We start from the raw sequence: 24,730 nt of genomic DNA, 5'->3' as shown, positions 1-24,730 counted from the left end.
GGATTTGTTTTATCCGTCAATGAGTTAATTTTTTGTTAATTTTTTAACATGCATTCTGCCTTCAAGTTTAGCGCTGCGCTGCCGTTGTCCTGAATGAAGAACCCTCTGATCCTCTCCAGGAAAATAACAATGCTAAAAACAACGCAGGCCAGATTTATCTTTTTACTCTGTCTCTTTCTTGCTGCCCTGAGCGGCATTACCGCGCTGGTGATCCACTTTTTCGTCACGCCGGAAATTAAACGCACCGAGACGCGGATTATCCGTTATGAAGTGGATAACGTGGCGTTCAGCATCGTTGAGCAGATGAACCGCGTGCAGGCGCAGATGCGCAGCGTGACGCAGAGCGTCGCGGCGATGCAGAGCGATGAAATCGATCGTCTGTTACCGGCGCTGGTGGACCAGTACCAGGATGTGAATGTATTTGGCGGCGGCGTCTGGCCGCTGCCGGAAAAACGCGAGGCGGGGCGTAATAAATTCAGCACCTTCTTTGCGCGTAACGCCAGCAATCAGCTCGAAGTGAATACCTACTGGAACTCCGACGCGGCACCGAATTACTACGAACAGGTCTGGTATAAAGCGGGTCTGAATTCGCCTGCCAGCCACTGCGCCTGGGCGAACGCGTATCAGGATGACGCGAGCCCACAGCCGCGCACCAACTGCGCGATGGTCATTACCAAAGATGGTCAGCCGTGGGGAGTTGCGACCATCGACGTGACGCTGGGCTTCTTTAATCAGCTCGCGAAACAGATGAACGACGCCATCTCCGGGCGCGTGCTGATTGTGGAAGCGGACGGCAAAATCGTCGGCGACGCCGCTCAGGTCGGCAAAACCGCGAGCCTGAAGAAGCTGGCAGACCTCGGCGACGATCCGATGGCGCAGACGGTGCAGAAAGCGCTTTCCACGTTCCGCCCCGGCGAGAAAACCGAGCAGGAGTATGATCAGGACGGCGATTCGCATACCGTGATGCTGCAATCCATTAAAGGCAGCCCGTGGATTATCGCAGTCGATCTGCCGACCGCGCTGTTAACCGCGCAGACCGATACGATCCTCGCGCGCCTGAGCATGGTGCAGATCCCGATGCTGCTTCTGCTGCTGGGCGTACTGGTGCTGTTTATCCGCTCGATGATGGGCAAACTGGCCGATCTTAACCGCAATATCAGCCGGCTCTCCGCAGGTGGGGCAGATCTGACGCAGCGCCTGGAGCCCACCAGCAGCCCGGAATTTAACGCGATTATCAACAGCTTCAACGGCGTGATTGATTACCTGCAAACCATGCTGCGCCAGGTGAGCGATAGCGCCCGCGCGCTGTCGTCGGCGTCGCAGCAGATCTCAGGCGGCAACCAGGATCTCTCGGCGCGCACGGAAGATCAGGCAAGCTCGATTGAAGAGACGGCGGCGTCAATGGAACAGCTCACCAGCACCGTGCGCCAGAACGCCGATAACGCCGCACATGCCAACGAGCTGGCGCACCAGGCGTCGCAGGTGGCGGAGCGGGGCGGTAATGTGGTGCGCGAAGTGGTCAGCACCATGAGCGCTATCCAGAGTTCGTCCGGCAAAGTGGTGGATATTATCGCGGTGATCGACAGCATCGCCTTCCAGACTAACATCCTGGCGCTGAACGCGGCGGTGGAAGCGGCACGTGCGGGTGAGCAGGGCCGCGGCTTCGCGGTGGTCGCCTCGGAAGTGCGCAGCCTGGCGCAGCGCTCCGCGCAGTCGGCTCGCGAAATCAAACAGCTGATTGAAAACTCCGCCAGCAACGTTGAAGTTGGTACGAAGCTTGTGAATGAAGCGGGCGCGACGATGGATGAACTGCTGAGCGGCGTGCGCAACGTCACCACGCTGATGGGCGAAATCATGTCCTCCAGCCGCGAGCAGAGCGCGGGTATCTCGCAGGTAAACCTGGCGATTAACCAGCTCGACAGCGCGACGCAGCAGAACGCGGCGCTGGTGCAGGAAGTCTCGGCGGCGTCGCACTCGATGACCGAACAGACGCAGCAGCTTGACCGCGTAGTGGCCGGTTTCCGCCTGTAAGTTTTTACTCACTTCTGAAAAGCCGACGCCTGATGCGTCGGCTTTTTCTTTACCGTCGCCCCGTGATAGCCGCTGCTTGCAATTTCAGCGGCGTCGATTTACGATGTTGTTATGTTATAACATTAACAAGAGGCGAATGATGAAAGCTGATATCCATCCGCATTACCGTACCGTGGTGTTTCACGACACCAGCGCCAACGAATACTTCAAAGTTGGTTCGACCATTAAAACCGAGCGTGAAATTGAACTTGATGGCGAAACCTACCCGTATGTGACCATCGACGTGTCGTCGGCTTCGCATCCGTATTACACCGGGCGCCAGAAGACCATTACCACCGAGGGCAGCGCCGCGCGCTTCCAGCAGCGTTTTGGTCGCTTCTTTAACGATAAAAAGGCGTAAATCATGCAGGTGCTGAATTCACTGAGGAGCGCGAAGGCGCGTCATCCTGACTGTCAGATAGTGCGACGCAAAGGACGGTTGTATGTCATTTGCAAAACGAATCCGCGGTTTAAAGCGGTACAGGGAAGGAAAAAAAGAAAATAAGCATCGCCCTCGCAAGAGGGCGATTTTTTTAGTGCGCCTGTGAGGCGGTGGCGGTATTCACCGGCGAGCGGGCAGGGCCGTTATTTTTATCCAGCGAGTAGATATCGTAAAACGATAAGGCTTTCTTACGAGTCAGCATCTTCTCAAGCTGCGCTTTTTGTTCAGCGCTCACGCGCGGGGACGCCTGAATTTCTTCTATCAGACTCTCCGGCACGTCGCGGGTGTTATACCATTCGCCGTTATAGCACACGCGCAGATCCAGCACGTCGATATCTTCGTAGCGGTAGCGTGGATTCACGTCAAAAAAGAAAAAGCCGTTTAACAGCACAAACAGCACGACCAGCAGCCAGACTGAGCCTGCCAGCGTTTCTGACTGTAGCATCACCGCAAGCGTTGCCAGCCAGCCCAGATACATAGCGATAAACAGGCCAGGGTGCTTACGAATAAAGCTGATGCTAAAGCGTGGACGGTTGTCGCGCTTCTCTTCTTTGTTGAGTCGGTCAATGGTGGCCGTCAGCAGTCGCTGGATTTCAGTCATGCAAAACCTTCAGAATCGGTGTCGCGCGTGCGCGGGAATGGGCATTTTATGAGGCCGCCGTTCGCGAAAAAAGTAACAGACGGCCAACAAAAAACCATAACAGTTAACCGAAGCGGCGCTCAAAGGCGGCGAATCACCCGCGCCGGATTGCCTGCGACCACGCAGTTGGCTTCCACGGAATGCGTCACTACCGCGCCTGAACCGACCACCACGTTATCCCCAAGCGTCACGCCCGGATTAATAATCGCGCGCCCGCCAATCCAGACGTTATCACCAAGGGTGACGGGTTTTGCAAACTCCAGCCCGCTGTTGCGCTCGGTCGGATCCAGCGGATGCGTGGCGGTATAAATATGCACGCCGGGTGCCAGCATAACGTTAGCGCCGATATGCACCGGACAGACATCCAGAATCACGCAGTCGAAATTGGCGTAGAAATTCTCGCCCAGATAAATGTTATAGCCGTAGTCGCAGCGGAAGGTGGGCTCTATGTACGCGTTGCCGGCTTCCCCCAGCAGTGATTTGAGGATCTCCTGACGCTGTGCCTTCGCATCCGGCGCGCTGTGATTGTATTCATGCAGCAGATGCCGCGCGCGCAGGCGGTCCTCACGCAGCTCCGGGTCGTTCGGGCGGTAAAGCTCGCCCGCAATCATCTTGCGTTTCTCTTCGCTCATGGTGGTTTCGCTCCGTGAATGGAAACTCTGATAGTAGCGACTAAACGCGCGGCTGACCATTCACTGCATTTGAGGGGAAGAGAACAGGAGAGAGAAGCCATGCTAACGGAGGACATATCCGGTGTGGCACGCACAACGCGAATCGCTCGACACTAACATGGCGTCGACAATATCAAAGCCAGATAATCACATACAAAATAGCGGGAGATTAACGAACGAACTTCCACACGGCGGTCGGAATTTTATCGTAGAGCTTATTCATCGTCAGTTCAGCCAGACGATGATCCGCCGCTGAATAAAATACCGCCAGTTCGTTGTCGGATAATTCATATTTATTTTTTTCAATAACGCGCTCAAGCGTGTCAATTGTCTGACAACGTCTCAGTCGCATTAAATAATCGGTTTTGGTTAATGGTTTGGTCGTCATAATACACCTAAGTAGTTGTTCTATTTTTAAAAAGACAAGCTTACAGGGTTTTCTTTGCTGGCGTTTACGAAACACCGGAAAAGCCTGTTTCCGGACTTGCGCCATTTTTGTAAATCTTGCGCATTGATACCGTAATTGCTGAACAGCATAAAGGTATCATCCAGATATTCATCTAATTGCTCAATGAGAGCTGCGTCATCTTCATGCTTAATTTTATAATTCAGGCCGAAGCTGGCAATATGCTCAATCAAGTCGTTGAGTTGCAGGTTAACGGCAGAAGTGGGGTCGTTAACCCAGCCATGCTGGTTTTCGCCGAGCGTGGCAAGGCAATCATGATACAGGCTTTCGCAAAGAAATTTAAGCTGCGCTATATCATGCCGTTTTGGTGAGTATTCGTCCATAACGTATCCCCTTTTTAGCGAAAAATTTTAGTCAACAGCACCGCAGGGGCAGATACACAACCAGTGTCTGGAGCCGTGGCGCTCCATTTTTAATCTACTGTTACTATAAAACACCCTGGGGATTTTTTCCTGGCACGATTACGAAAAATTACATTTCCGCGGTTAATCGCACATCGGCGCAGACTCTTTTACGCGAATCAATAAAGGCAAGGCACGCAGACGCATTCAGAAAGAAAACTTAACCTTTAAGTCTTAGTTTTACCTTAGTTTAAAACGTTTATTTATTCACGCCTGAAGAATATTCTGTAATAAAGGTTTTTTCTGCATCAGATTAATCCCAATAAAATATTTATAGCGAAAAAAAGAGAAACGAAAGGCGCGAGTGATGTTTTTTTGCGCGAAGCGTTAAAACACGTATGCAGGGAAGGGGTAAAAAAAAGGCCGCATCTGCGGCCTTTCTTATTAGTGATGCTCAACCGGATGGCTGTGCTCGATATCTTCACTCTTACGGCTGAAGCGGCGGCGAACCACCACAAAGAACACCGGAACGAAGAAGATAGCCAGGATGGTTGCGGTCACCATCCCGCCCATTACGCCGGTACCGACGGCGTTCTGCGCGCCGGAGCCTGCGCCCGAGCTAATCACCAGCGGCATTACGCCGAGGATGAACGCCAGCGAGGTCATCAGGATAGGACGCAAACGCATACGTACCGCTTCAAGCGTCGCCTCGATGAGACCTTTACCTTCTTTTTCCATCAGATCTTTGGCGAATTCCACAATCAATATGGCGTTCTTCGCCGACAGGCCGATGGTGGTGAGCAGACCCACCTGGAAGTAAACGTCGTTGTTAAGGCCACGCAGCGAGGCTGCCAGCAGCGCACCGATAACCCCAAGCGGGACCACCAGCATGACCGAGAACGGGATTGACCAGCTCTCATACAGCGCCGCCAGACACAGGAACACCACGATAAGCGAAATGGCGTAAAGCGCAGGCGCCTGGTTGCCGGACAGACGTTCCTGATAGGACATGCCGGTCCAGTCGTAGCCGATACCGGTCGGCAGCTTGCTGGCAAGCTGTTCCATCATCGCCATCGCTTCACCGGTACTCTTACCCTGCACCGCCTGGCCCTGGATCTGCATGGACGGCAGGCCGTTATAACGCTCCAGACGCGGTGAGCCATATTCCCAGTGAGACGTCGAGAAGGCGGAGAATGGCACCATCTGGCCGTTTGTCCCACGCACATACCAGTTGTTGATATCACCTGGCAGCATACGGTATTGCGCCTGCGACATGACGTACACTTTCTTCACGCGACCGCGGTCGATGAAGTCGTTGACGTAGCTGCCGCCCCACGCAGAAGCGAGCGTGGTATTGATATCACTGATAGAAACGCCCAGCGCCTGTGCTTTTTCCTGGTCGATGTCGATTTTAAATTGCGGCGTATCTTCCAGACCGTTCGGACGCACCTGCGAGAGCAGATCCGGGTGCTGCGCCGCTTCGCCCAGTAACTGGTTACGGGCCTGCGTCAGCTTGTCATGTCCCAGGTTGCCCTGGTCGATAAGCTCGAAGTCAAAGCCGGTCGCCGTACCGAGTTCCACAATCGCCGGAAGGTTAAAGGCGAACACCATCGCATCTTTAATCTGCGAGAAACGGCCCATCGCACGGCCGGTAATAGCCGGAACTTTGTTTTCCGCACCCGGACGCTCATCCCAGTTTTTCAGCGAGACGAACGCCAGACCGGTGTTCTGGCCGCGACCGGAGAAGCCAAAGCCGTTAACGGTAAAGACGGAGTTAACGTTGTCTTTCTCCTGGGTGAGGTAGTAGTCGGTCACCTCATCCAGCACCTTCTGGGTACGCTCCTGGGTGGCACCCGCTGGCAGCTGCGCCATCGTCAGGAAGACGCCCTGATCCTCATCCGGCAGGAACGAGCTTGGCAGACGGATAAACAGGAACGCCATCGCCACGACGATCAGCAGATAGAGCAGCAGATAACGACCAGTGCTGCGCAGAATGTTGCCTACGCTGTCGGTGTAATGGTGCGTGCTCTTGTCGAACATGCGGTTAAACCAGCCGAAGAAGCCTTTTTTGCCTTCGCCGTGATCGCCTTTCGCGACAGGTTTAAGCATGGTGGCGCACAGCGCTGGCGTCAGGATCAACGCCACGATGACCGACAGCACCATCGCGGAAACGATAGTAATGGAGAACTGACGGTAAATCGCACCGGTCGAGCCGCCAAAGAACGCCATCGGGATAAATACCGCCGAGAGCACCAGCGCGATACCGACCAGCGCGCCCTGAATCTGACCCATCGATTTGCGGGTCGCTTCTTTGGGCGGCAGGCCTTCTTCAGCCATCACACGCTCGACGTTCTCAACCACCACGATGGCGTCATCCACCAGCAGACCGATGGCGAGCACCATCCCGAACATGGTGAGGGTGTTTATCGAGTAACCGAAGGCCGCCAGTATCGCAAACGTACCGAGCAAGACGACTGGCACCGCAATGGTCGGGATAAGCGTCGCGCGGAAGTTCTGGAGGAACAGATACATCACCAGGAACACCAGCACGATTGCTTCGACCAGCGTTTTCACCACTTCGAAAATAGAGATTTTAACGAACGGCGTGGTGTCGTACGGGTAAACGACTTTCAGTCCGCTTGGGAAGAACGGCTCAAGACCAGCAATGGTCTTGCGCACCGCTTCAGCGGTATCCAGCGCGTTCGCGCCGGTCGCGAGCTTGATACCGAGACCCGCCGCCGGCTGGCCGTTATAGCGTGCGATAATGTCATAGTTCTCGCCGCCGAGCTCAACCTTCGCCACGTCTCGCAGCAGCACGCGCGAACCATCCTGATTGACTTTCAGCAGGATTTTGCTGAACTCATCGGCAGACGTCAGACGGGTCTGCGCGATGATCGAGGCGTTCAGCTGCTGGCCTTTCACCGGCGGCGTACCGCCAAGCTGACCAGCCGCCACCTGGGCGTTCTGCGCTTTAATGGCGCTGATAACGTCCACCGGCGTTAACTGGAAGTTGTTCAGTTTGTTCGGGTCGAGCCAGATACGCATCGCGTACTGAGAACCGAAGAGCTGTACGTCACCGACACCGGTTGTACGGCTGATCGGGTCTTTAATGTTCGCACCCGCGTAGTCCGCGATATCTTCCTGCTTCATCGAGCCGTCGGTGTTAATAAGGCCTAACACCATCAGGAACGAGCTGGAGGATTTCTCAACGCTCACGCCCTGTTGCTGCACTTCCTGCGGCAGGAGCGGCATAGCGAGCTGCAGTTTGTTCTGCACCTGTACCTGCGCGATGTCCGCGTCGGTGCCGGATTCGAACGTCAGCGTGATCTGCACGGTGCCCGAAGAGTCGCTGGTAGAGGACATGTACATCAGGCCATCGATACCGTTCATGTTCTGTTCGATAACCTGCGTCACGGTATCCTGCACCGTTTTCGCATCCGCGCCCGGATAGGTCGCGTTAATCGTCACCGCTGGCGGCGCAATCGACGGATATTGCGCCACGGGCAGTTTCATAATGGACAAGCCACCTGCCAGCATGATGATGATGGCGATCACCCACGCGAAGATGGGGCGATCGATAAAAAACTTAGCCATGTTTTAACGGCTCCTGTTAACTCAAGACTGCGGTTGCTGTGACTGCGTCTGACCAGCGGCGCCGGATTGCTTTTGTTGCTGCTGGTTGTCAGTCACTTCCTGCGCTTTGACCTGCGCGCCCGGGCGAACCTTCTGCAACCCGGTGATGATCACGCGATCGCCGGCCTTCACGCCGTCCGTCACGACCCATTTGTCGCCCATCGCCTGGCCGACCTGCACCGGACGCACTTCCACTTTGTCGCCTTCGCCCACGACCATGACGGTCGCGTCACCGCGCGGAGTACGGGTTACGCCCTGCTGCGGTACCAGAATCGCGTTCGGGTTAACCCCTTCTTCGAGACGCGCGCGGACAAACATGCCCGGCAGCAGCGTGTGGTCAGGGTTCGGGAAAATCGCGCGCAGCGTGATGGAGCCGGTGGTCTGATCCACAGTCACATCGGAGAACTCCAGCGTGCCGTCCTGCGGATATTTCAGGCCGTCAGCCGTCGAGAGCGTGACTTTCGCTTTCCCGTTTTCCTGTTTCAGCTGACCGCTCGCCAGTTCCTGTTTAAGGCGCAGGAAATCGTTGCTGGACTGAGTCACGTCAACATAGATAGGGTCGAGCTGCTGGACGACGGCGAGCGCGGTGGTCTGGCCGTTTTGCACCAGCGCGCCTTCGGTTACGTTCGATTTACCGATACGACCGCTGATAGGGGAGGTCACTTTGGTGTACGCGAGGTTGATACGCGCGGTTTCAACCGCCGCTTTCGCCGCGACCACGGCGGCGTTCGCCTGCTGGGCTTCCGCCTGCGCATTGTCATAATCCTGCTTGCTGATGTACTGCGTGCCGAGCAGTTTCTGATAACGGCTGAGCGTCACCTGCGCGATATTCGCGCTGGCCTGGGCTTTCGCCAGATCGCCTTTCGCGCTTTCGTAAGAGGCCTGATAAGGCGCCGGGTCGATTTGATAAAGCGACACGCCAGCCTTGATCTCGCTGCCTTCTTCAAAATTACGCTTGAGAATAATGCCGCTGACCTGCGGACGAACTTCCGCCACACGATAAGCGAGGGTGCGGCCCGGGAGTTCAGTTGTGATTTGCAGAGGTTCGCTTTTCAGCGTCACTACACCCACTTCGGGCGCCTGTGGCGCTTGTTGCTGAGCCTGTTCACCGTCACATCCTGTTAGCGCAAAGCTGCCTGAGAGCATCAGAACGACCGCCAGAGGCGTGAACCCTCTGTTTTTGTTCATATCTAAACCTCGAGTGTTCGATTCCAAAAAATGACCAATGGATCAAAAGTCCGCAAACCCATTGCTGCGTTTATAGTGTCGTCATGCTATGGTACATACATACAAAAATGTATGTAAGTCTGACTCCTGTAAATTCACCGACCTATGGCACGAAAAACCAAACAGCAAGCCCTGGAGACGCGTCAACACATTCTGGATGTGGCGATTCGCTTGTTCTCGCAACAGGGTGTGTCAGCCACGTCCCTTTCAGATATTGCTCAGGCGGCGGGCGTAACGCGAGGCGCGATTTACTGGCATTTCAGGAACAAGTCGGATTTGTTTAGTGAAATCTGGGAATCATCAGAGGCCAGCATTGGCGATCTTGAAAATGAGTATCGGGCAAAATTCCCAGACGATCCACTCTCTGTTTTACGGGAGATTCTCGTTTATATACTTGAAGCTACGGTGACAGAAGAGCGCCGTCGCCTGATGATGGAAATAATTTATCACAAATGTGAGTTTGTTGGAGAAATGGCTGTGGTGCAACAGGCGCACCGCAGTTTGTGCTTCCAGAGTTATGACCGTATCGAACACACATTAAGGCAGTGCATACAAAGCGGCATGATGCCGGAAAACCTGCAAACCCGCCGCGCCGCTATCCTGATGCGTAGCTATATTTCAGGCCTGGTGGAAAACTGGCTTTTTGCGCCACAGACGTTTGATCTTAAAAGCGAAGCGCGCGAACTGGTGGCGATTTTACTGGAGATGTATCAGTTTTGCCCGAGCCTGCGCCGCGCCCCGGATGCCGCGCCTGCACAAGACGCCTGCTAAAATATTCTTAAAGCCCGGCGGGCCGCTATTCCATGCGCGAGAGCCGTGGTATTCTCAGCGCCGTTCCAGTATCCCCGCAGGCATTCCGCGTGCGGTCCGGCCATGACTTCATTCAAATGATTATGCAGCACACAATCCTTTCGCGACGCCTGGCGTCCGCTGTACTTTTTGCCGTTCTGCTGGTGTTCGGCGCGCTGTCGTCCGTTGCGGCGCAGGCGGCTCCTGCGAGCGGCGATCTTCCGTCGCGCGCTGACGTGCAGGCGCAGCTCGACGCGCTCGGCAAACAAAAAAACCACTCCGCGCAGGACAAACTGACGACCGAAGATTTGACGGCGACGCTTGAGACGCTGGATAAAATCGAGCGCATCAAACAAGAAACCGTGCAGTTGCGCCAGCAGGTCATGCAGGCGCCCGAGAAAATGCGCCAGGCGACAGACAACCTCAGCGCGCTGCAAAACCAGGACAGCGACGAGGTGGTGCGCCAGACGCTGAAAAACCTGTCGCTGCGCCAGCTGGAGTCGCGCGTGACGTCAGTGCTCGACGACCTGCAAACCGCACAAAACGATCTCGCGACGTACAACAGCCAACTGGTGTCGTTACAGACGCAGCCAGAGCGCGTTCAGAACGCGATGTACAACGCCTCGCAGCAGCTTCAGCAGATCCGCAATCGCCTGAATGGCACCGCACCTGGTGAAGAGGCGCTGCGCCCGTCGCAGCAGACGCTCCTGCTCGCGCAGCAGGCGCTGCTCAACGCCCAGATAGAACAGCAGCGTAAAAGTCTTGAAGGCAACACGGTTCTGCAGGACGCGCTGCAGAAACAGCGCGACTACACTACCGCGAATATCAACCGTCTTGAGCATCAGTTACAGCTGTTGCAGGAGGCGGTGAACAGCAAACGTCTGACGCTGACCGAGAAAACCGCGCAGGAGGCGATAGCCCCGGAAGACGCTTCCAGCATTCAGAACAACCCGCTGGTACGCCAGGAGCTGGAGATCAACCACCAGCTCAGCCAGCGCCTGATCGACGCGACCCAGAGCGGCAATACGCTGGTGCAGCAGAATATCCGGGTGAAGAACTGGCTCGACCGCGCGCTGCAATCTGAGCGCAACCTCAAAGAGCAGATCTCTGTGCTGAAAGGCAGCCTGTTGCTGTCGCGCATTCTGTATCAGCAACAACAAACGCTGCCTTCCGCCGATGAGCTGGAAGATATGACCAACCGCATCGCGGATCTGCGTCTTGAACAGTTCGAGGTGAACCAGCAGCGCGACGCCCTGTTCCAGAACGACGCCTTTGTCGAGAAGCTGGAAGAGGGGCACAAAAGCGAAATTAATGACGACGTACATGACGCGCTGTTACAGGTAGTCGATATGCGCCGGGAGCTGCTGGATCAGCTCAACAAGCAGCTCGGCAACCAGCTGATGATGGCGATTAACCTGCAAATTAATCAGCAGCAGTTAATGAGCGTCAGCACCAACCTGCGGGAAATGCTCACTCAGCAGATCTTCTGGGTGAACAGTAACAAACCGATGGACTGGGAGTGGGTGAAAGCCTTCCCGCAGGCGCTGCACGATCAGTTGAAGTCGATGAAAATCACCTTTAACTGGGAGAAAGCCTGGCCTGCGATGTTAAAAGCGCTGCTGGCGGGGCTGCCGCTGTTGCTGATTGCCGGGCTTATTCGCTGGCGTTTCGGCTGGCTGCGCCAGTACCTGAATACGCTTGCAGGCGAAGTCGGTCAACTGCGCAACGACAGCCAGTTGCACACGCCGAAAGCGATACTGATTAACCTCGTCCGCGCGCTCCCGGTTTGCCTGATTATTCTGGCCGTCGGGCTTATTCTTTATGTGATGCAGCTGAACATCAGCGATCTGCTCTGGGCGTTCAGCAAAGAGCTGGCGGTGTTCTGGCTGGTCTTCGGCCTCTGCTGGCGTGTGCTGGAAAAAGACGGTATGGCGGTCAGCCATTTTAATATGCCCGCGACACTGACCAGCCACTGGCGTCGTCAGATTGTGCGCGTGAGCCTGGCGCTGCTTCCGCTGCTGTTCTGGTCGGTACTGGCAGAACTCTCACCGCTGCATCTGATGGATGACGTGCTCGGCCAGAGCATGATTTTCCTGAATCTGCTGTTAATCAGCGCCCTGGTGTGGCCGATGTGCCGCGACAGCTGGCGTGATAAAGAGTCGCACACCATGCGGCTGGTGACGGTCACGGTGCTCTCCATCGTGCCGGTCGCGCTGCTGGTGCTCACCGCGACGGGCTATTTCTATACCACGCTGCGTCTCGCCGGGCGCTGGATAGATACCGTCTATCTGGTGATTGTCTGGAACTTGCTTTATCAGACCGTGTTGCGCGGCCTGAGCGTAGCGGCGCGCCGCATTGCGTATCGCCGCGCGGTGGCGCGACGCCAGAATATGGTGAAAGAGGGCGCCGAAGGGGCCGAGCCGGTAGAGGAAACGTCGCTGGCGCTCGATCAGGTGAACCAGCAGACGTTGCGTATCACCATGCTTTTAATGTTCGCGCTGTTTGGCGTGGTGTTCTGGGCTATCTGGTCTGATTTAATCACCGTTTTCGCCTATCTCGACAGCATCGTGCTGTGGCACTACAACGGCACCGAAGCCGGGGCGGCGGTCACGAAGAACGTGACGCTCGGCAGCATTCTGTTCGCGGTGGTGGCGTTTATGGTCGCCTGGGCGCTGATTCGCAACTTACCAGGCCTGCTGGAAGTGCTGGTGCTTTCACGCCTGAAAATGCGCCAGGGCGCGTCGTACGCCATTACGACCATCCTGAACTATGTGATTATCGCGGCAGGCGCGATGACCGTGTTCGGTTCGCTCGGCGTGTCGTGGGATAAACTGCAATGGCTGGCGGCAGCGCTGTCGGTGGGTCTCGGTTTCGGCCTCCAGGAGATCTTCGGTAACTTCGTCTCCGGCCTGATTATCCTGTTTGAGCGCCCGGTGCGTATCGGCGATACCGTCACCATCGGCACCTTCTCGGGCACGGTCAGCAAAATCCGCATCCGCGCCACGACCATCACCGACTTTGACCGTAAAGAAGTTATTATCCCGAACAAAGCGTTTGTGACGGAGCGTCTCATCAACTGGTCGCTGACGGACACCATCACCCGCGTGGTGATCCGCATTGGCGTGGCGTATGGATCGGATCTCGACAAAGTGCGCGAGATCTTACTGAAAGCGGCGATGGATCACCCGAAAGTGATGCACGATCCGGAACCGGCGGTGTTCTTCACCACCTTCGGGCCAAGCTCGCTGGATCACGAACTGCGTCTGTATGTGCGTGAACTGCGCGACCGCAGCTATACCGTGGATGAGCTGAACCGCACCATCGACAGACTGTGCCGTGAAAATAATATCGATATCGCCTTCAACCAGCTGGAAGTGCATCTGCATAACAACAACGGCGAGACGCACACCGAAGTGAAGCGCGATTTACGCAGTGACGATAACGGCGAGGCGAACGCCGCCAAAGCCTGACGCCGGTGCTCGCCCTTTCCCCACCAGGGGGAAGGGCGATTACTGTTCTGCTTCGGCAAGCTTTCGCAGATAGTCGTTACGCACAATCTCCAGCGCCGCCAGCACTGTTTGCGGCGCAATGTCATGATTCTCCAGCAGCATAATCAAATCGACCGCGAGCTTAACTTCATCAGGGGCTTGTTCCAGCGACATTGTTTCTCTCCTCGTCATTGATTCAGCGCGTAATGCGCTCAAGCGCGCGCTCGGTGCGGGCGATAGCCGTGCGACAGCGCGTAAGGCGCTCGTCAAGCGCGGTGATTTCACGCGCCAGTTGCGGGTCATGGCGTTCAGCATAGCGTTGCTCGCGCTCGTTTTTCATTGCCAGCAGGCGACGTTCATATTCCTGATACTCCGCAAGCCGCGCGTGCAGCCGACCGCCGGGCAAATGCGCGTTCTCATGACGACGCAGCGTGGCGGTGGCCGCCTCGCGCTGTAACGCCTCGATTTGAGCCGCGAGCCGTTCGGCAAGCCACGCCACGCGCGTCGCGTCACCCTGATTCACCGCCGCTTCCAGGTGCGTGAGGCTCTCTTCGGCTTCCGTCAGATAATCACCGAGCCGCGCGCCGCGGCATGCAAACAGTTGTCTGTCGAAGCGCGGTGAAAAGTGACGCTGCGAGGCGAGCGGCCCGATAAGCGTATGCAGCGCGGCGACACGGGTCTTCAGCGATTGTAATAATAGGGGCGTTCTCATTTTACTCCGGGCGTCTGGCCATGCGGGCTGTGCTACAGTACATCACCTGCTTTCGCGAGTACGATTATGCAAAGGACTATTTTACTCATCCTGGGGTGGCTGGCGGTAGTGCTGGCAACGCTCGGCGTGGTGCTGCCGCTGCTGCCGACGACGCCGTTTCTGCTGCTGGCCGCCTGGTGTTTTGCGCGCTCATCGCCGCGTTTTCACCACTGGCTGCTCTACCGCTCGTGGTTTGGCGGTTATCTGCGCCACTGGCAGCAGCACCGCGCAATGCCGCCCGGCGCGAAACCGCGCGCGATGCTTTTTATTCTCGCCACATTCGCTATCTCACTGTGGCTGGTGAAGATTTTCTGGGTGCGTATTCTGCTGTTGGTCATCCTTTCCGGGCTGTTGATTTTCATGTGGCGCATCCCGGTGATTGATGAAAAACAACAAAACGGGTAAAGCCTGCCCGCAGTGGTTGCATTTACCGCGCGCAGCCAGTAAATTCGAGCGTTTTCGAGTACAGGGGCCGTTGATTAAAGGGTGAGCAAATTCGCCTTTCAGTCGTGTCCGGCAACCTGTGAGTAATACCGTTTTTATCAGGCATATATCCATGACCGCAACTGCGCAGCAGCTTGAATATCTTAAAAATAGCATCAAAAGCATTCAGGATTACCCGAAGCCGGGCATTCTCTTTCGCGACGTCACCAGCCTGCTGGAAGACCCTAAAGCCTATGCGCTGAGCATCGAACTGTTAGTGGAGCGCTATAAAAACGCGGGCATCACGAAGGTGGTGGGCACCGAAGCGCGTGGTTTCCTGTTCGGCGCGCCGGTCGCGCTGGCGCTGGGAGTGGGTTTTGTCCCGGTGCGCAAACCGCGTAAGCTGCCGCGTGAAACGATTGCAGAAAGCTACGAGCTGGAGTACGGCACCGATCAGCTGGAGATCCACGTTGACGCGATCAAGCCTGGCGACAAAGTGCTGGTGGTCGACGATCTGCTGGCGACCGGCGGCACCATTGAAGCCACCGTGAAGCTTATCCGTCGTCTGGGCGGTGAAGTGACCGACGCGGCGTTTATCATTAATCTGTTCGACATCGGCGGCGAAGAACGCCTCAACAAGCAGGGCATTACCTGCTACAGCCTCGTGCCGTTCCCGGGCCACTGATCTTCCTTCCCGGCAGCCTCGCCCATCGGGTGGGGCTGTGTTAGCATTACCCCTTCAGAATCCACCACTCAAGCGTTTCAGAGCCTGCCCATGAGTTATCAGGTCTTAGCCCGAAAATGGCGCCCACAAACCTTTGCTGACGTCGTCGGCCAGGAGCACGTGCTCACCGCCCTGGCGAACGGTTTATCGCTGGGCCGAATTCACCACGCCTATCTGTTTTCCGGTACGCGCGGCGTCGGCAAGACTTCTATCGCCCGTCTTCTGGCGAAGGGGCTGAACTGTGAAACCGGCATCACCGCCACGCCGTGCGGCGTGTGCGACAACTGCCGTGAAATCGAGCAGGGGCGTTTTGTCGATCTGATTGAAATCGACGCCGCCTCGCGCACCAAAGTGGAAGATACCCGCGACCTGCTGGATAACGTCCAGTACGCGCCCGCCCGCGGCCGCTTTAAAGTTTACCTTATCGATGAAGTGCACATGCTCTCGCGCCACAGCTTCAACGCGCTGTTGAAAACGCTGGAAGAGCCGCCTGCGCATGTGAAATTTCTGCTTGCGACTACCGATCCGCAAAAGCTGCCGGTGACTATCCTCTCCCGCTGTCTGCAGTTCCATCTGCGGGCGCTGGATCCGGATCAAATCCGCCAGCAGCTTGAACATGTGCTGACGCAGGAAGGCATCGCACATGAGCCGCGCGCGCTGCAACTGCTGGCCCGCGCCGCCGATGGCAGCCTGCGCGACGCGCTGAGCCTCACCGATCAGGCCATCGCCAGCGGCGACGGGCAGGTGACCGCCCAGGCGGTAGGCGCGATGCTCGGCACGCTGGATGACGATCAGGCGTTAAGCCTCATTGAAGCGCTGGTCGCCGCCGACGGCGAGCGCGTGATGCAGCAGATTAACGACGCTGCCGCGCGCGGCGTCGAATGGGAAGCGCTGCTGGTCGAAATGCTCGGCCTGCTGCACCGCGTCGCGATGGTGCAGTTGTCGCCGTCCGCGCTCGGCGCGGATATGGCACCGCTGGAGCCGCGCCTGCGCGAACTGGCGCGCGTTGTGCCGCCGGGTGATATTCAGCTCTATTACCAGACGCTGCTTATCGGGCGCAAAGAGCTGCCGTGGGCGCCGGAGCGTCGGATGGGCGTGGAAATGACCATGCTGCGCGCGCTGGCGTTCCACCCGCGCGCGCCGCTGCCGGAGCCCGAGCGCGACGTACAACCTGCCCCCGTACTGCCGGTGGTGAACGCGCCTGAAGCGCCGGCAATGCCTGCGTCTCAGCCTGCTTATCAACCCCAGGCGCAGCAGCCCGTTTCGCCAGCCATTTCTCAACCGCAGACGCCGCTGCCCGACACGACCAGCCAGCTTCTACAGGCGCGCAGTCAGTTGCAGCGCGCGCAGGGAGCGGCCAAAACAAAAAAGAATGAACCGGCAGCGCCAGCCACAGCGCGGCCGGTGAATAACAGCGCGCTGGAGCGGCTGGCGTCCGTGACCGAGCGCGTGCAGTCCCGGCCCGCGGCGGTCAAAGAGGACGCCCCGGCCAAAAAAGAGGCGTATCGCTGGAAAGCGAAAAATATTGTGCCCCAGGCGCAGCAGGCCCCCGTCGCCACGCCGCGGGCGCTGAAAAAAGCGCTGGAGCATGAAAAGACGCCGGAGCTTGCCGCCAAACTCGCCGAAGAGGCGATTGCCCGTGACGAATGGGCCGCCGAGGTCAGCCGCCTGCAGGTGCCGAAGCTGGTGGAGCAGGTGGCGCTGAATGCATGGAAAGAGCAGGACGGGCAGACGGTTCGCCTGCATCTGCGCCCGTCGCAGCGTCATCTTAACTCGGCGTCAGCACAGAAAACGCTCGCTGACGCGCTGGGCGTTTTGTACGGCGCGCCGGTTGAACTGACTATCATTGAAGATGATAATCTGGCGCACCGGACGCCGCTGGAGTGGCGGCAGGCGATTTACGAAGAGAAACTCGCCCAGGCGAGAGAAGCGATTATCGCGGATACCAATATTCAGACGCTGCGTCGTTTCTTCGATGCGGATCTGGATGAAGAGAGTATTCGCCCCCTTTGACAGGCAGTGCCGCTGCCTGTTGTAACCCTTGGCCTCGCTGTCGGCACTGCCGTCAGCGACCTGAAGCAAAAGAGAGAAGCTTATGTTTGGTGGTAAAGGCGGTCTGGGCAACCTGATGAAACAGGCCCAGCAGATGCAGGAAAAAATGCAGAAGATGCAGGAAGAAATCGCTCAGCTGGAAGTGACGGGCGAATCTGGCGCTGGCCTCGTTAAAGTGACCATCAACGGCGCGCACAACTGCCGTCGCGTGGAAATCGATCCGAGCCTGCTCGAAGACGATAAAGAAATGCTGGAAGATCTGGTTGCCGCCGCGTTCAACGACGCCGCGCGCCGCATCGAAGAGACGCAGAAAGAGAAAATGGCGTCTGTCTCTTCTGGCATGCAGCTGCCGCCAGGCTTCAAAATGCCGTTCTGATGTCCCCCGGACGGCAGGCTCCGCCTGTCGTCCCGCTTTTCCCCTCTAAATCTCTTCTATATCTTTGATTCTGGCCGGAACGCCGGTTCTGAAGACGCCAGTAAAACTCTCTTTAAGTATTCGTTAATTGTATGAATCCCCCCATGATTATTACTATGCGTGAATATTATTTCCCTCCTGAATTTATATGGATCAGAGTGGTGTAATAATAATGGCCGGTTTTATCACGGCTTTTCAGGTCGGGAAATACCGCCATTCAACAATGAGAGTAAAAAGGAGTTAATTCTCGATTTAGTAATGCGAATGGAATTAATAAAGTCACGGGAATGCTTTGTTAATTTATCTAAAGGAATAAATCAAATCATGATGCAATTAACGAAAGGCGGTTGCGGTGTTATTGCCGTGCTTGCAGCGCTGTGTGCTTCTGAAGCGGCGCTCGCCAATAGCCAAACCATCACATTCAACGGAAAAGTGCTTGATGCCGCCTGTACGGTAACAGTAGGCGACGGCAGTTCCACTGTTGAATTAGGTGAAACCGTTAAATCGGATCTGGTAAATAAAGGCGATACGGGTGCGCCTAAACTTTTTACCATCACCCTTTCTTCCTGCCCGGCAGGCAGTCCTGCGAAAGCCAATATTAAATTTAACGGCGAAACCGATGGCGATGACAGTTATTTCAAAAACATCGCCACGACCGATGCCGCGACAAATGTTGGCGTGCTTTTGAAACAGTATGGCACCGACACGGTATATGTGAACGACGGTAATACGGATATTACGTTACCGGCGGAAGGCGGCGACGTCACTGTGGATTATACCGCGCAACTGGTGGCGACCGGCACCGGCGTCACGAAAGGGAATGTGGTTAGCACATTAACGTACAGCATCAGTTACCAGTAATCAAAGGAGGGGCAACCCTCCTTCTATCCGGAGTTTTCTATGAAACCGTTAGCAATCGCGCTGCTTTGCGCACTTTCTGTCAGCGCCGCACAGGCGAGTGTTGTCGTCGGCGGCACGCGTGTCATCTTCGATGGTCAACAAAAAGCGGCGACATTATCCGTACAGAATAAAGACAAAACCGCCAACCTGGTGCAGTCCTGGATATCGCCTGTCTCGGCAGATTCCGCCGCAAAAGACACGATGATTATTACGCCGCCGCTGTTTCGTCTGAACGCCGGTGAAAAAGCCTCTGTGCGTATTGTTCGCTCCGGAAAAACGTTGCCTGACGATCGCGAGTCTATGTTCTGGCTGAATGTCAAAGGGATTCCGGCAATGGAGGGAACGCCTGCCAAAAATGAAGTGCAAATTGCCATTAACTCGCGCATTAAATTAATTTACCGCCCGGCTAGCCTGCGTGGCAATGTGCCCGAATCCGTCGCCGATAAATTAACGTGGAGCGCTGACGGTAATGCAGTAAAAGTAAATAACCCCACGCCGTATTATATGAATTTCTCTACCGTCACAGTGAATAACACACCGGTGAAGAGTGCCACGTTTGTCGCGCCTTTTTCCAGCGCCGATTTTTCACTGCCCAAAGCGCAAAATCATGGTGACGTGAAATGGCAGATAATTAACGATTTTGGCATGCGTGGAAACGAACACACCGCCAGATATTAATTTTTGCATTTATGACCGGGCATCGCGCAATGACATCATTAACGAAAATACGGCCAGTGATTACCCTCGGGATAATCTGCGCAGCGTTTTCTGCAATGCGCGTAGCCCGGGCAAATGAATATTTTAATCCGCATCTGCTGGAGACCAGCGAAACGTCAGCCTCAGCGCTTGATCTGAATTTGTTCAGCGAGGAGCAAACTCCGGCGGGGGATTACAACGTCGATATTTATATCAACGGTGAATTAGTCGATGCCGGTACTTTTACTTTCCGTTATGTCGACACGGCGGAGAATAAACGCCTGCTGTTGCCGTGCCTGACGCTGGAACAGCTCCGCCAATGGAACATCAAGGTTGAAAATTATCCGGATCTGACAAAACAGGGTGAGACCTGCGCTAACCTGCTGGCTATCCAGGGCGTGTCCGCCCGGTTAATACTCAATCAGCAACGTTTTGAACTCTCCATTGCGCAACTGGCGATGACGCATCGCGCGCGCGGTTATGTGCCCGAAGAAAAATGGGATGACGGCATCACCGCCGGGCTTTTGAATTACAGTTTTTCCGGGCAGACCACCACGTCGCGCGTGAACGATGCCGTGCGTCACAGCCAGTTCGTCAGCCTCCAGCCGGGGTTTAACTTCGGGGCCTGGCGACTGCGTAACTACTCAACGCTTAACATCAACGATGGAAAACATCAGTGGCATTCGGTCTACAGCCACGTCTCCCGTGATATTCGCACGCTGAAAAGCCGGCTGATGATAGGCGAAGGAAATACTGACGCCAAAGTCTTCGACAGTGTCGCGTACACCGGCGTGTCGCTGGCGTCCGATAATGACATGCTGCCGGACAGTCAGCAGGGCTTCGCGCCTGTGGTACGCGGTATTGCCCGCAGCGACGCAGAAGTGACGGTTTATCAGAACGGCAACAGCATTTACAAAACCTCTGTGCCGCCGGGGCCGTTTGAAATCGATGATATCTACCCGACCGGTAGCGCGGGTAACCTGAACGTGACGGTGAAAGAGTCAGACGGCAGCGAGCAGAATTTTGTCGTGCCTTTTGCGTCGCTGGCGGTGTTACAGCGCGAGCATCAGTTAACGTATTCGCTGGTTGCCGGCACGACCCGCAACGATGGCGATGCAAAAAACGCGCTGGATTTTATCCAGTCTGACGCGGCCTGGGGGCTATCCAACGCGCTCACGTTCTACGGGGGTATCACTCAGGCGCAGGATATCTACTCCAGCTATGCGCTGGGGATTGGCGCGAATCTCGGGAATTTCGGCGCGCTGTCGGTAGATGTGACACAGGCCAAAGCGCAACTCGCCGATCGATTAACCCCCGGCAATATGAAAAGCAGTACCGGGCAGGCCTGGCGTATGCGCTATAGCAAAACGTTGCAGGAAACCGGCACGGATATTTCCGTCGCCAGTTATCGCTACGCGACGCGCGGCTTTTACTCTTTTCAGGATCTGATTAACGCCCGCGACACCGCTGAAGAGATCGATAACACCGATCATGCGCAGCACCGCTTTGACGTCACGTTATCGCAAAGTACCAAAGTGGGCTCGCTTTCGTTATCGCTGATGAAAGAGCGCTACTGGAACCAGTCGCAAATGACCTCCATGAACCTGGGATATGGCAATAACTGGGGGCAGATTACTTATTTTATTAGCTATGCCCGGAACATGAACGTTACCGGCAGCGATGACACTAAGCGAACCAACGATAGCCTTATTGCGTTGACTGTCAATGTGCCCTTCAGTGCGTTCGACCATAAGGGAGAACTCGCCTCCGCCTCAATGAACTACGCCATGAACAGCAGCGCGCACGGCGCCACAATGCACAGCCTTGGCATGAGCGGTTCGGCGCTTGCCGGCAATAGCCTCAACTGGCAGGTGCAGGAAGGCTATAACGCCACCAATAAGAAAACGAACGGCAACGTCAGTCTTAACTATCAGAATTCATGGGGCGAAATGTCCGGCGGCTACGGTTATGACAATTTTACCAGCCGCTATAACTATGCGCTGCGGGGCGGAATGGTCGCGCACGCCGATGGCCTGACGTTCTCCCGAACGCTAAATGAGAGTGTCGCGATCGTCACGGCACCTGGCGCGAAGGATATTCCGGTCAATGGGCAGAACAATGTCCACACCGATGCTCACGGCAACGCCGTCGTGCCTTATGTTCGCCCGTATCACGAGAATGCGATTTCGCTCGATGACAGCGGGCTTGCGCAGGAAAGCGATACCGACATTGAAAATATCACTAAAAAAGTGGTGCCGACGCGCGGTGCCGTGGTGAAAGCGCGCTACCAGACCTTTGCCGGGCTGAAAGCGATGCTGACGCTCACCTTTCATGGCAAACCCGTGCCTTTCGGTGCGCTGGTCACAACATCGGATAACCCGGACCCGACAGCGCACAGCGATATCGTCGGCGAGGACGGGCAGGTTTATCTGGCCGGGCTGAGCCCGAAAGGGCAGTTGCAGGTCAGGTGGGGGGCGGAGAGCGCGCAGCAGTGTCGGGTTGACTATACGCTGCAACCGGCTTCAACCGCTGGCGGGATTATTTTTCAGCAGGCGGCGTGTGAGTAAGCACCGCCTCTTTCACGGGAGTGAACAAATGATGAAGTCGTGGTTGCGCGGCGTTTTTTCTGGCCGCTGGCGTCGAATGGCGTTAGCGCTGTTTATCAGCAACGCACTGGTTCCCGTACCGGGGCTGGCGGCAGGCAGTCAGGATACGATTAACTTTTCCGTCACCGGCACGATTATTCGGCCTTCCTGCAACATCGAAGCGCCGAGCGTGGTGAAGCTTGGCACGTTCAACCGACAGGATTTGTCTATCGCCGGTGCCAATAGCGCCAGCATTCCTGTGCTCGTTAAGTTAACCGGCTGTACGGCTGGCCTGAGCGAAGCGACGGCACAGTTCAGCGGTCAGCCTTATGACAATGGTGCGATGGGAACCGCGATTTACGCGAATCAGGCGGAAAATGGCGCGGGCGATCTTGGGCTGCAATTAATTAATTTCGACGGCAAACCGCTGGTGAATCTCGCCAACGGTGTCAGTTACAGCGTGCCCATTAAGGCCGATACCCATAGCGGCATGTTAAGCCTCATTGCCCGCATGTACTCGCCGCTGGGGAAACCCACCGCCGGGGATTTCAGCAGTTCCGTCACGATTAATTTTATTTACCCGTAACCTTCACTGAATAACGCTTAAGAGTTTGATATGCGCTGGCCTGTTTTGATGTTCATGCTTTTTTTCTCGCTTCTTTCTACCACCACCCACGCCGCGTGCCAGCGTGACCGCAGTGACGATATTTCCGTCTCGTCGGTGCATTTGCCGGAGCATATCGTGGTGGAAAGTGGCTCTTATGCGCAAGATACGGTGTTATATGACTCCGGTTATATTGCGGGTAGCGATGATAAAGTGACGATACATAACTGTAACATGGGCTATTTTGTTGGCTTTATCTATCTGAATGCGCCACAAACGGGCGACTCGCTGGGCGGGCATATTTACCCCACGAACCTGGACGGCGTTGGGGTGCGTGTATTTACCCTCAACCAGGCCGGGCCGTATGACGATGAAACCACTATTGATAACGACTGGCGCAATGGCGACGGCAGCCTGTTTGGCAGCAGCCATACGCTAAATGGCTCCGCGTACCGTTTACAGCTGGTGGCAACGGGCGGGAAAATCAGCAGCGGCCGCCTGATTTTGCCATCCCCGCTGGCGCGCGTGGATTTCCGCGAGCGCGAAAATATAAGTTCGAACGGCGATATCGCCTCGCAGCTTGATGTCTCTTCCTCTGCAGTGGATGTAAAGGCGATGGGATGCACCGCAGACACGGCCTCGCTGAATTTTGTGATGGGTGATATCGACGCGGCAGCGTTTGATAACAACTCACAGGTGGGCGAGGCGCAAAAAACGGTCACGCTCTCGTGCGAACCGGGCACCAACGTCACGCTGGAAGTCCAGGCGCCTCAGGCTGGCGGCGACACGGCGAATAATACGGTTATCGCGCTCTCGGATACCGGCGCGTCAGACGTGGCGACCGGCCTCGGCGTTCAGTTGAATCTGAAACTCGCGTCTGGCGGCTACGACAGCGGGAAAGCGGGTCTCCCCATCGGCACGCCGATCCCGCTGCTCACGTCTCAGCGCACCTATGATGCGGAACGGCGCTACAGCTATTTTACCGATCCGGCGAATCCCGGCGGCGCAGGCGCATCGGAAACGCTGCTCTTTACAGCCAACTACTACAAAACCGGCGCTGAGGTCACGCCAGGCAAAGCCAACGCGGCCGGGACGCTTACGCTATCCTATAACTAAGCAGGTTTAGGGTGCGTGCATAAAGGCGCAAGTGGTAATCTACACGCTTTGTTTTTGGTTAAGGAATTTCACTGATGCAGACCAGTCCTCTGCTGACTCAACTGATGGAAGCGTTGCGCTGCCTGCCGGGCGTGGGCCCGAAATCGGCGCAGCGCATGGCGTTTACGCTGCTGCAACGCGATCGCAGCGGCGGGATGCGGCTTGCTCAGGCGCTGACCCGCGCCATGTCGGAGATAGGCCACTGCGCCGACTGCCGCACCTTCACCGAGCAGGAAAAATGTAATATCTGCACCAATCCGCGCCGTCAGGAAAACGGACAGATTTGCGTAGTGGAAAGCCCGGCGGATATCCACGCCATCGAGCAGACCGGCCAGTTCTCGGGCCGCTATTTCGTACTGATGGGCCATCTTTCGCCGCTCGACGGTATCGGTCCGGACGATATCGGGCTTGATCGCCTGGAGCAGCGCCTCGCCGCAGAGCCGTTAAAAGAGATTATTCTCGCCACCAACCCGACGGTGGAAGGCGAGGCGACCGCCAATTACATCGCCGAGCTCTGCGCCCAGTATGGCGTTGACGCAAGCCGTATCGCGCACGGCGTGCCGGTGGGCGGCGAGCTCGAAATGGTCGACGGCACCACGCTTTCGCACTCGCTTGCCGGGCGGCATAAAATGACGTTTTAAGCGTCAAACGATTCTAC

At 56.2% G+C, this 24,730-nt stretch carries 23 protein-coding genes and 1 other annotated feature; of the genes, 15 read left to right on the top strand and 8 right to left on the bottom strand.

All coding sequences use genetic code 11. From position 1 onward, the window contains the following. The first annotated feature begins 129 nt into the window (after positions 1 to 129). The 3 genes from G6041_RS10180 (at position 130) to ykgO (ending at position 2,575) form a co-directional block, all read left to right on the top strand. On the top strand, positions 130 to 2,031 hold the full coding sequence (locus G6041_RS10180) for a methyl-accepting chemotaxis protein (protein ID WP_014729414.1): 1,902 nt from the start codon (positions 130 to 132) through the stop codon (positions 2,029 to 2,031). 139 nt (positions 2,032 to 2,170) lie between these two features. Further along, positions 2,171 to 2,431 (top strand): type B 50S ribosomal protein L31, encoded by a 261-nt coding sequence (locus G6041_RS10175; RefSeq protein WP_004386912.1) that lies wholly within the window; start codon positions 2,171 to 2,173, stop codon positions 2,429 to 2,431. 3 nt (positions 2,432 to 2,434) lie between these two features. Then, complete coding sequence (ykgO, locus tag G6041_RS10170) at positions 2,435 to 2,575, top strand: type B 50S ribosomal protein L36 (protein WP_004386911.1); 141 nt, start codon at positions 2,435 to 2,437, stop codon at positions 2,573 to 2,575. A gap of 28 nt (positions 2,576 to 2,603) precedes the next feature. Here ykgO and G6041_RS10165 read toward each other — a convergent pair whose 3' ends face one another. From G6041_RS10165 to acrA, 6 genes are all read right to left on the bottom strand, one after another. After that, positions 2,604 to 3,113, bottom strand: a complete 510-nt coding sequence (locus G6041_RS10165) for a YlaC family protein (protein ID WP_007891920.1) — start codon at positions 3,111 to 3,113, stop codon at positions 2,604 to 2,606. A 119-nt stretch (positions 3,114 to 3,232) separates the two neighbouring features. Continuing rightward, positions 3,233 to 3,784 (bottom strand): maltose O-acetyltransferase, encoded by a 552-nt coding sequence (gene maa, locus G6041_RS10160; protein ID WP_004386910.1) that lies wholly within the window; start codon positions 3,782 to 3,784, stop codon positions 3,233 to 3,235. Positions 3,785 to 3,992: 208 nt separating this feature from the next. Next, positions 3,993 to 4,211 carry an HHA domain-containing protein gene (locus G6041_RS10155; protein ID WP_004386909.1) on the bottom strand — a complete coding sequence of 73 codons (219 nt, stop codon included), beginning with the start codon at positions 4,209 to 4,211 and terminating at the stop codon, positions 3,993 to 3,995. Between the two features lie 26 nt (positions 4,212 to 4,237). Beyond that, the gene (tomB, locus tag G6041_RS10150; RefSeq protein WP_004386908.1) at positions 4,238 to 4,612 is read right to left on the bottom strand and encodes an Hha toxicity modulator TomB; all 375 of its coding nucleotides are present in this window, start codon (positions 4,610 to 4,612) and stop codon (positions 4,238 to 4,240) included. A gap of 462 nt (positions 4,613 to 5,074) precedes the next feature. Continuing rightward, complete coding sequence (gene acrB, locus G6041_RS10145) at positions 5,075 to 8,224, bottom strand: multidrug efflux RND transporter permease subunit AcrB (protein WP_007848020.1); 3,150 nt, start codon at positions 8,222 to 8,224, stop codon at positions 5,075 to 5,077. Between the two features lie 21 nt (positions 8,225 to 8,245). Further along, positions 8,246 to 9,451: a multidrug efflux RND transporter periplasmic adaptor subunit AcrA gene (acrA, locus tag G6041_RS10140; protein WP_012125452.1), complete on the bottom strand. Its 1,206-nt coding sequence runs from the start codon at positions 9,449 to 9,451 to the stop codon at positions 8,246 to 8,248. Positions 9,452 to 9,595: 144 nt separating this feature from the next. On the opposite strand from acrA, the gene acrR reads away from it, so the two are divergent. Beyond that, positions 9,596 to 10,261 (top strand): multidrug efflux transporter transcriptional repressor AcrR, encoded by a 666-nt coding sequence (gene acrR, locus G6041_RS10135; RefSeq protein WP_012125451.1) that lies wholly within the window; start codon positions 9,596 to 9,598, stop codon positions 10,259 to 10,261. Between the two features lie 116 nt (positions 10,262 to 10,377). Beyond that, positions 10,378 to 13,749 carry a mechanosensitive channel MscK gene (gene mscK / locus G6041_RS10130; protein WP_170921715.1) on the top strand — a complete coding sequence of 1,124 codons (3,372 nt, stop codon included), beginning with the start codon at positions 10,378 to 10,380 and terminating at the stop codon, positions 13,747 to 13,749. 39 nt (positions 13,750 to 13,788) lie between these two features. On the opposite strand, the gene rsmS is transcribed toward mscK, so the two are convergent. Together rsmS and priC are read right to left on the bottom strand one after the other, a co-directional pair. Then, a complete protein-coding gene (gene rsmS, locus G6041_RS10125; RefSeq protein WP_007781495.1) occupies positions 13,789 to 13,941 on the bottom strand; it encodes a pleiotropic regulatory protein RsmS in 153 nt (50 codons plus the stop codon). A 22-nt stretch (positions 13,942 to 13,963) separates the two neighbouring features. Continuing rightward, positions 13,964 to 14,479, bottom strand: a complete 516-nt coding sequence (gene priC / locus G6041_RS10120) for a primosomal replication protein PriC (RefSeq protein ID WP_012125448.1) — start codon at positions 14,477 to 14,479, stop codon at positions 13,964 to 13,966. 66 nt (positions 14,480 to 14,545) lie between these two features. Between priC and G6041_RS10115 the strand changes: the two genes are divergently transcribed. The 10 genes from G6041_RS10115 (at position 14,546) to recR (ending at position 24,713) form a co-directional block, all read left to right on the top strand. Next, positions 14,546 to 14,923, top strand: coding sequence for a DUF454 family protein (locus tag G6041_RS10115; RefSeq protein WP_012125447.1), 378 nt, complete (start codon positions 14,546 to 14,548; stop codon positions 14,921 to 14,923). A 151-nt stretch (positions 14,924 to 15,074) separates the two neighbouring features. Then, positions 15,075 to 15,626 (top strand): adenine phosphoribosyltransferase, encoded by a 552-nt coding sequence (apt, locus tag G6041_RS10110; RefSeq protein ID WP_004386902.1) that lies wholly within the window; start codon positions 15,075 to 15,077, stop codon positions 15,624 to 15,626. A gap of 90 nt (positions 15,627 to 15,716) precedes the next feature. After that, the gene (dnaX, locus tag G6041_RS10105) at positions 15,717 to 17,678 is read left to right on the top strand and encodes a DNA polymerase III subunit gamma/tau (protein ID WP_041460586.1); all 1,962 of its coding nucleotides are present in this window, start codon (positions 15,717 to 15,719) and stop codon (positions 17,676 to 17,678) included. Beyond that, positions 17,011 to 17,075: a sequence feature (DnaX frameshifting element), on the top strand. (Overlaps the previous gene by 65 nt.) 82 nt (positions 17,679 to 17,760) lie before the next feature. Then, the gene (locus G6041_RS10100) at positions 17,761 to 18,093 is read left to right on the top strand and encodes a YbaB/EbfC family nucleoid-associated protein (RefSeq protein ID WP_004386900.1); all 333 of its coding nucleotides are present in this window, start codon (positions 17,761 to 17,763) and stop codon (positions 18,091 to 18,093) included. A 159-nt stretch (positions 18,094 to 18,252) separates the two neighbouring features. After that, on the top strand, positions 18,253 to 18,993 hold the full coding sequence (locus G6041_RS10095) for a fimbrial protein SthA (protein ID WP_227003045.1): 741 nt from the start codon (positions 18,253 to 18,255) through the stop codon (positions 18,991 to 18,993). A gap of 39 nt (positions 18,994 to 19,032) precedes the next feature. Beyond that, on the top strand, positions 19,033 to 19,710 hold the full coding sequence (locus G6041_RS10090) for a fimbrial assembly chaperone (RefSeq protein ID WP_012125446.1): 678 nt from the start codon (positions 19,033 to 19,035) through the stop codon (positions 19,708 to 19,710). 95 nt (positions 19,711 to 19,805) lie between these two features. Next, entirely contained in the window at positions 19,806 to 22,295 is a 2,490-nt protein-coding gene (locus G6041_RS10085; RefSeq protein WP_012125445.1) for a fimbria/pilus outer membrane usher protein, read from the top strand. A 28-nt stretch (positions 22,296 to 22,323) separates the two neighbouring features. After that, on the top strand, positions 22,324 to 22,899 hold the full coding sequence (locus G6041_RS10080) for a fimbrial protein SthD (RefSeq protein WP_041460585.1): 576 nt from the start codon (positions 22,324 to 22,326) through the stop codon (positions 22,897 to 22,899). Positions 22,900 to 22,947: 48 nt separating this feature from the next. Continuing rightward, the gene (locus G6041_RS10075; RefSeq protein ID WP_012125443.1) at positions 22,948 to 24,033 is read left to right on the top strand and encodes a type 1 fimbrial protein; all 1,086 of its coding nucleotides are present in this window, start codon (positions 22,948 to 22,950) and stop codon (positions 24,031 to 24,033) included. Positions 24,034 to 24,107: 74 nt separating this feature from the next. Continuing rightward, positions 24,108 to 24,713 carry a recombination mediator RecR gene (recR, locus tag G6041_RS10070; RefSeq protein WP_004386895.1) on the top strand — a complete coding sequence of 202 codons (606 nt, stop codon included), beginning with the start codon at positions 24,108 to 24,110 and terminating at the stop codon, positions 24,711 to 24,713. Positions 24,714 to 24,730: the final 17 nt, after the last annotated feature.

Origin of the sequence: Cronobacter sp. HA18003 (assembly GCF_011605905.1) — a bacterium.
GTDB lineage: Bacteria > Pseudomonadota > Gammaproteobacteria > Enterobacterales > Enterobacteriaceae > Cronobacter > Cronobacter sakazakii.
This window is presented reverse-complemented; position numbering and strand designations above follow the sequence as displayed.

What these genes read in the sequence shown, in the direction of transcription:
- rsmS (WP_007781495.1), bottom strand. Translation starts at nt 13,941, where the DNA reads ATGTCGCTGGAACAAGCCCCTGATGAAGTTAAGCTCGCGGTCGATTTG.
- mscK (WP_170921715.1), top strand. Translation starts at nt 10,378, where the DNA reads ATGATTATGCAGCACACAATCCTTTCGCGACGCCTGGCGTCCGCTGTA.
- G6041_RS10100 (WP_004386900.1), top strand. Translation starts at nt 17,761, where the DNA reads ATGTTTGGTGGTAAAGGCGGTCTGGGCAACCTGATGAAACAGGCCCAG.
- priC (WP_012125448.1), bottom strand. Translation starts at nt 14,479, where the DNA reads ATGAGAACGCCCCTATTATTACAATCGCTGAAGACCCGTGTCGCCGCG.
- G6041_RS10080 (WP_041460585.1), top strand. Translation starts at nt 22,324, where the DNA reads ATGATGAAGTCGTGGTTGCGCGGCGTTTTTTCTGGCCGCTGGCGTCGA.
- apt (WP_004386902.1), top strand. Translation starts at nt 15,075, where the DNA reads ATGACCGCAACTGCGCAGCAGCTTGAATATCTTAAAAATAGCATCAAA.
- ykgO (WP_004386911.1), top strand. Translation starts at nt 2,435, where the DNA reads ATGCAGGTGCTGAATTCACTGAGGAGCGCGAAGGCGCGTCATCCTGAC.
- G6041_RS10115 (WP_012125447.1), top strand. Translation starts at nt 14,546, where the DNA reads ATGCAAAGGACTATTTTACTCATCCTGGGGTGGCTGGCGGTAGTGCTG.
- G6041_RS10165 (WP_007891920.1), bottom strand. Translation starts at nt 3,113, where the DNA reads ATGACTGAAATCCAGCGACTGCTGACGGCCACCATTGACCGACTCAAC.
- maa (WP_004386910.1), bottom strand. Translation starts at nt 3,784, where the DNA reads ATGAGCGAAGAGAAACGCAAGATGATTGCGGGCGAGCTTTACCGCCCG.
- G6041_RS10175 (WP_004386912.1), top strand. Translation starts at nt 2,171, where the DNA reads ATGAAAGCTGATATCCATCCGCATTACCGTACCGTGGTGTTTCACGAC.
- G6041_RS10075 (WP_012125443.1), top strand. Translation starts at nt 22,948, where the DNA reads ATGTTCATGCTTTTTTTCTCGCTTCTTTCTACCACCACCCACGCCGCG.
- tomB (WP_004386908.1), bottom strand. Translation starts at nt 4,612, where the DNA reads ATGGACGAATACTCACCAAAACGGCATGATATAGCGCAGCTTAAATTT.
- G6041_RS10155 (WP_004386909.1), bottom strand. Translation starts at nt 4,211, where the DNA reads ATGACGACCAAACCATTAACCAAAACCGATTATTTAATGCGACTGAGA.
- G6041_RS10090 (WP_012125446.1), top strand. Translation starts at nt 19,033, where the DNA reads ATGAAACCGTTAGCAATCGCGCTGCTTTGCGCACTTTCTGTCAGCGCC.
- recR (WP_004386895.1), top strand. Translation starts at nt 24,108, where the DNA reads ATGCAGACCAGTCCTCTGCTGACTCAACTGATGGAAGCGTTGCGCTGC.
- G6041_RS10180 (WP_014729414.1), top strand. Translation starts at nt 130, where the DNA reads ATGCTAAAAACAACGCAGGCCAGATTTATCTTTTTACTCTGTCTCTTT.
- acrB (WP_007848020.1), bottom strand. Translation starts at nt 8,224, where the DNA reads ATGGCTAAGTTTTTTATCGATCGCCCCATCTTCGCGTGGGTGATCGCC.
- dnaX (WP_041460586.1), top strand. Translation starts at nt 15,717, where the DNA reads ATGAGTTATCAGGTCTTAGCCCGAAAATGGCGCCCACAAACCTTTGCT.
- G6041_RS10085 (WP_012125445.1), top strand. Translation starts at nt 19,806, where the DNA reads ATGCGCGTAGCCCGGGCAAATGAATATTTTAATCCGCATCTGCTGGAG.
- acrA (WP_012125452.1), bottom strand. Translation starts at nt 9,451, where the DNA reads ATGAACAAAAACAGAGGGTTCACGCCTCTGGCGGTCGTTCTGATGCTC.
- acrR (WP_012125451.1), top strand. Translation starts at nt 9,596, where the DNA reads ATGGCACGAAAAACCAAACAGCAAGCCCTGGAGACGCGTCAACACATT.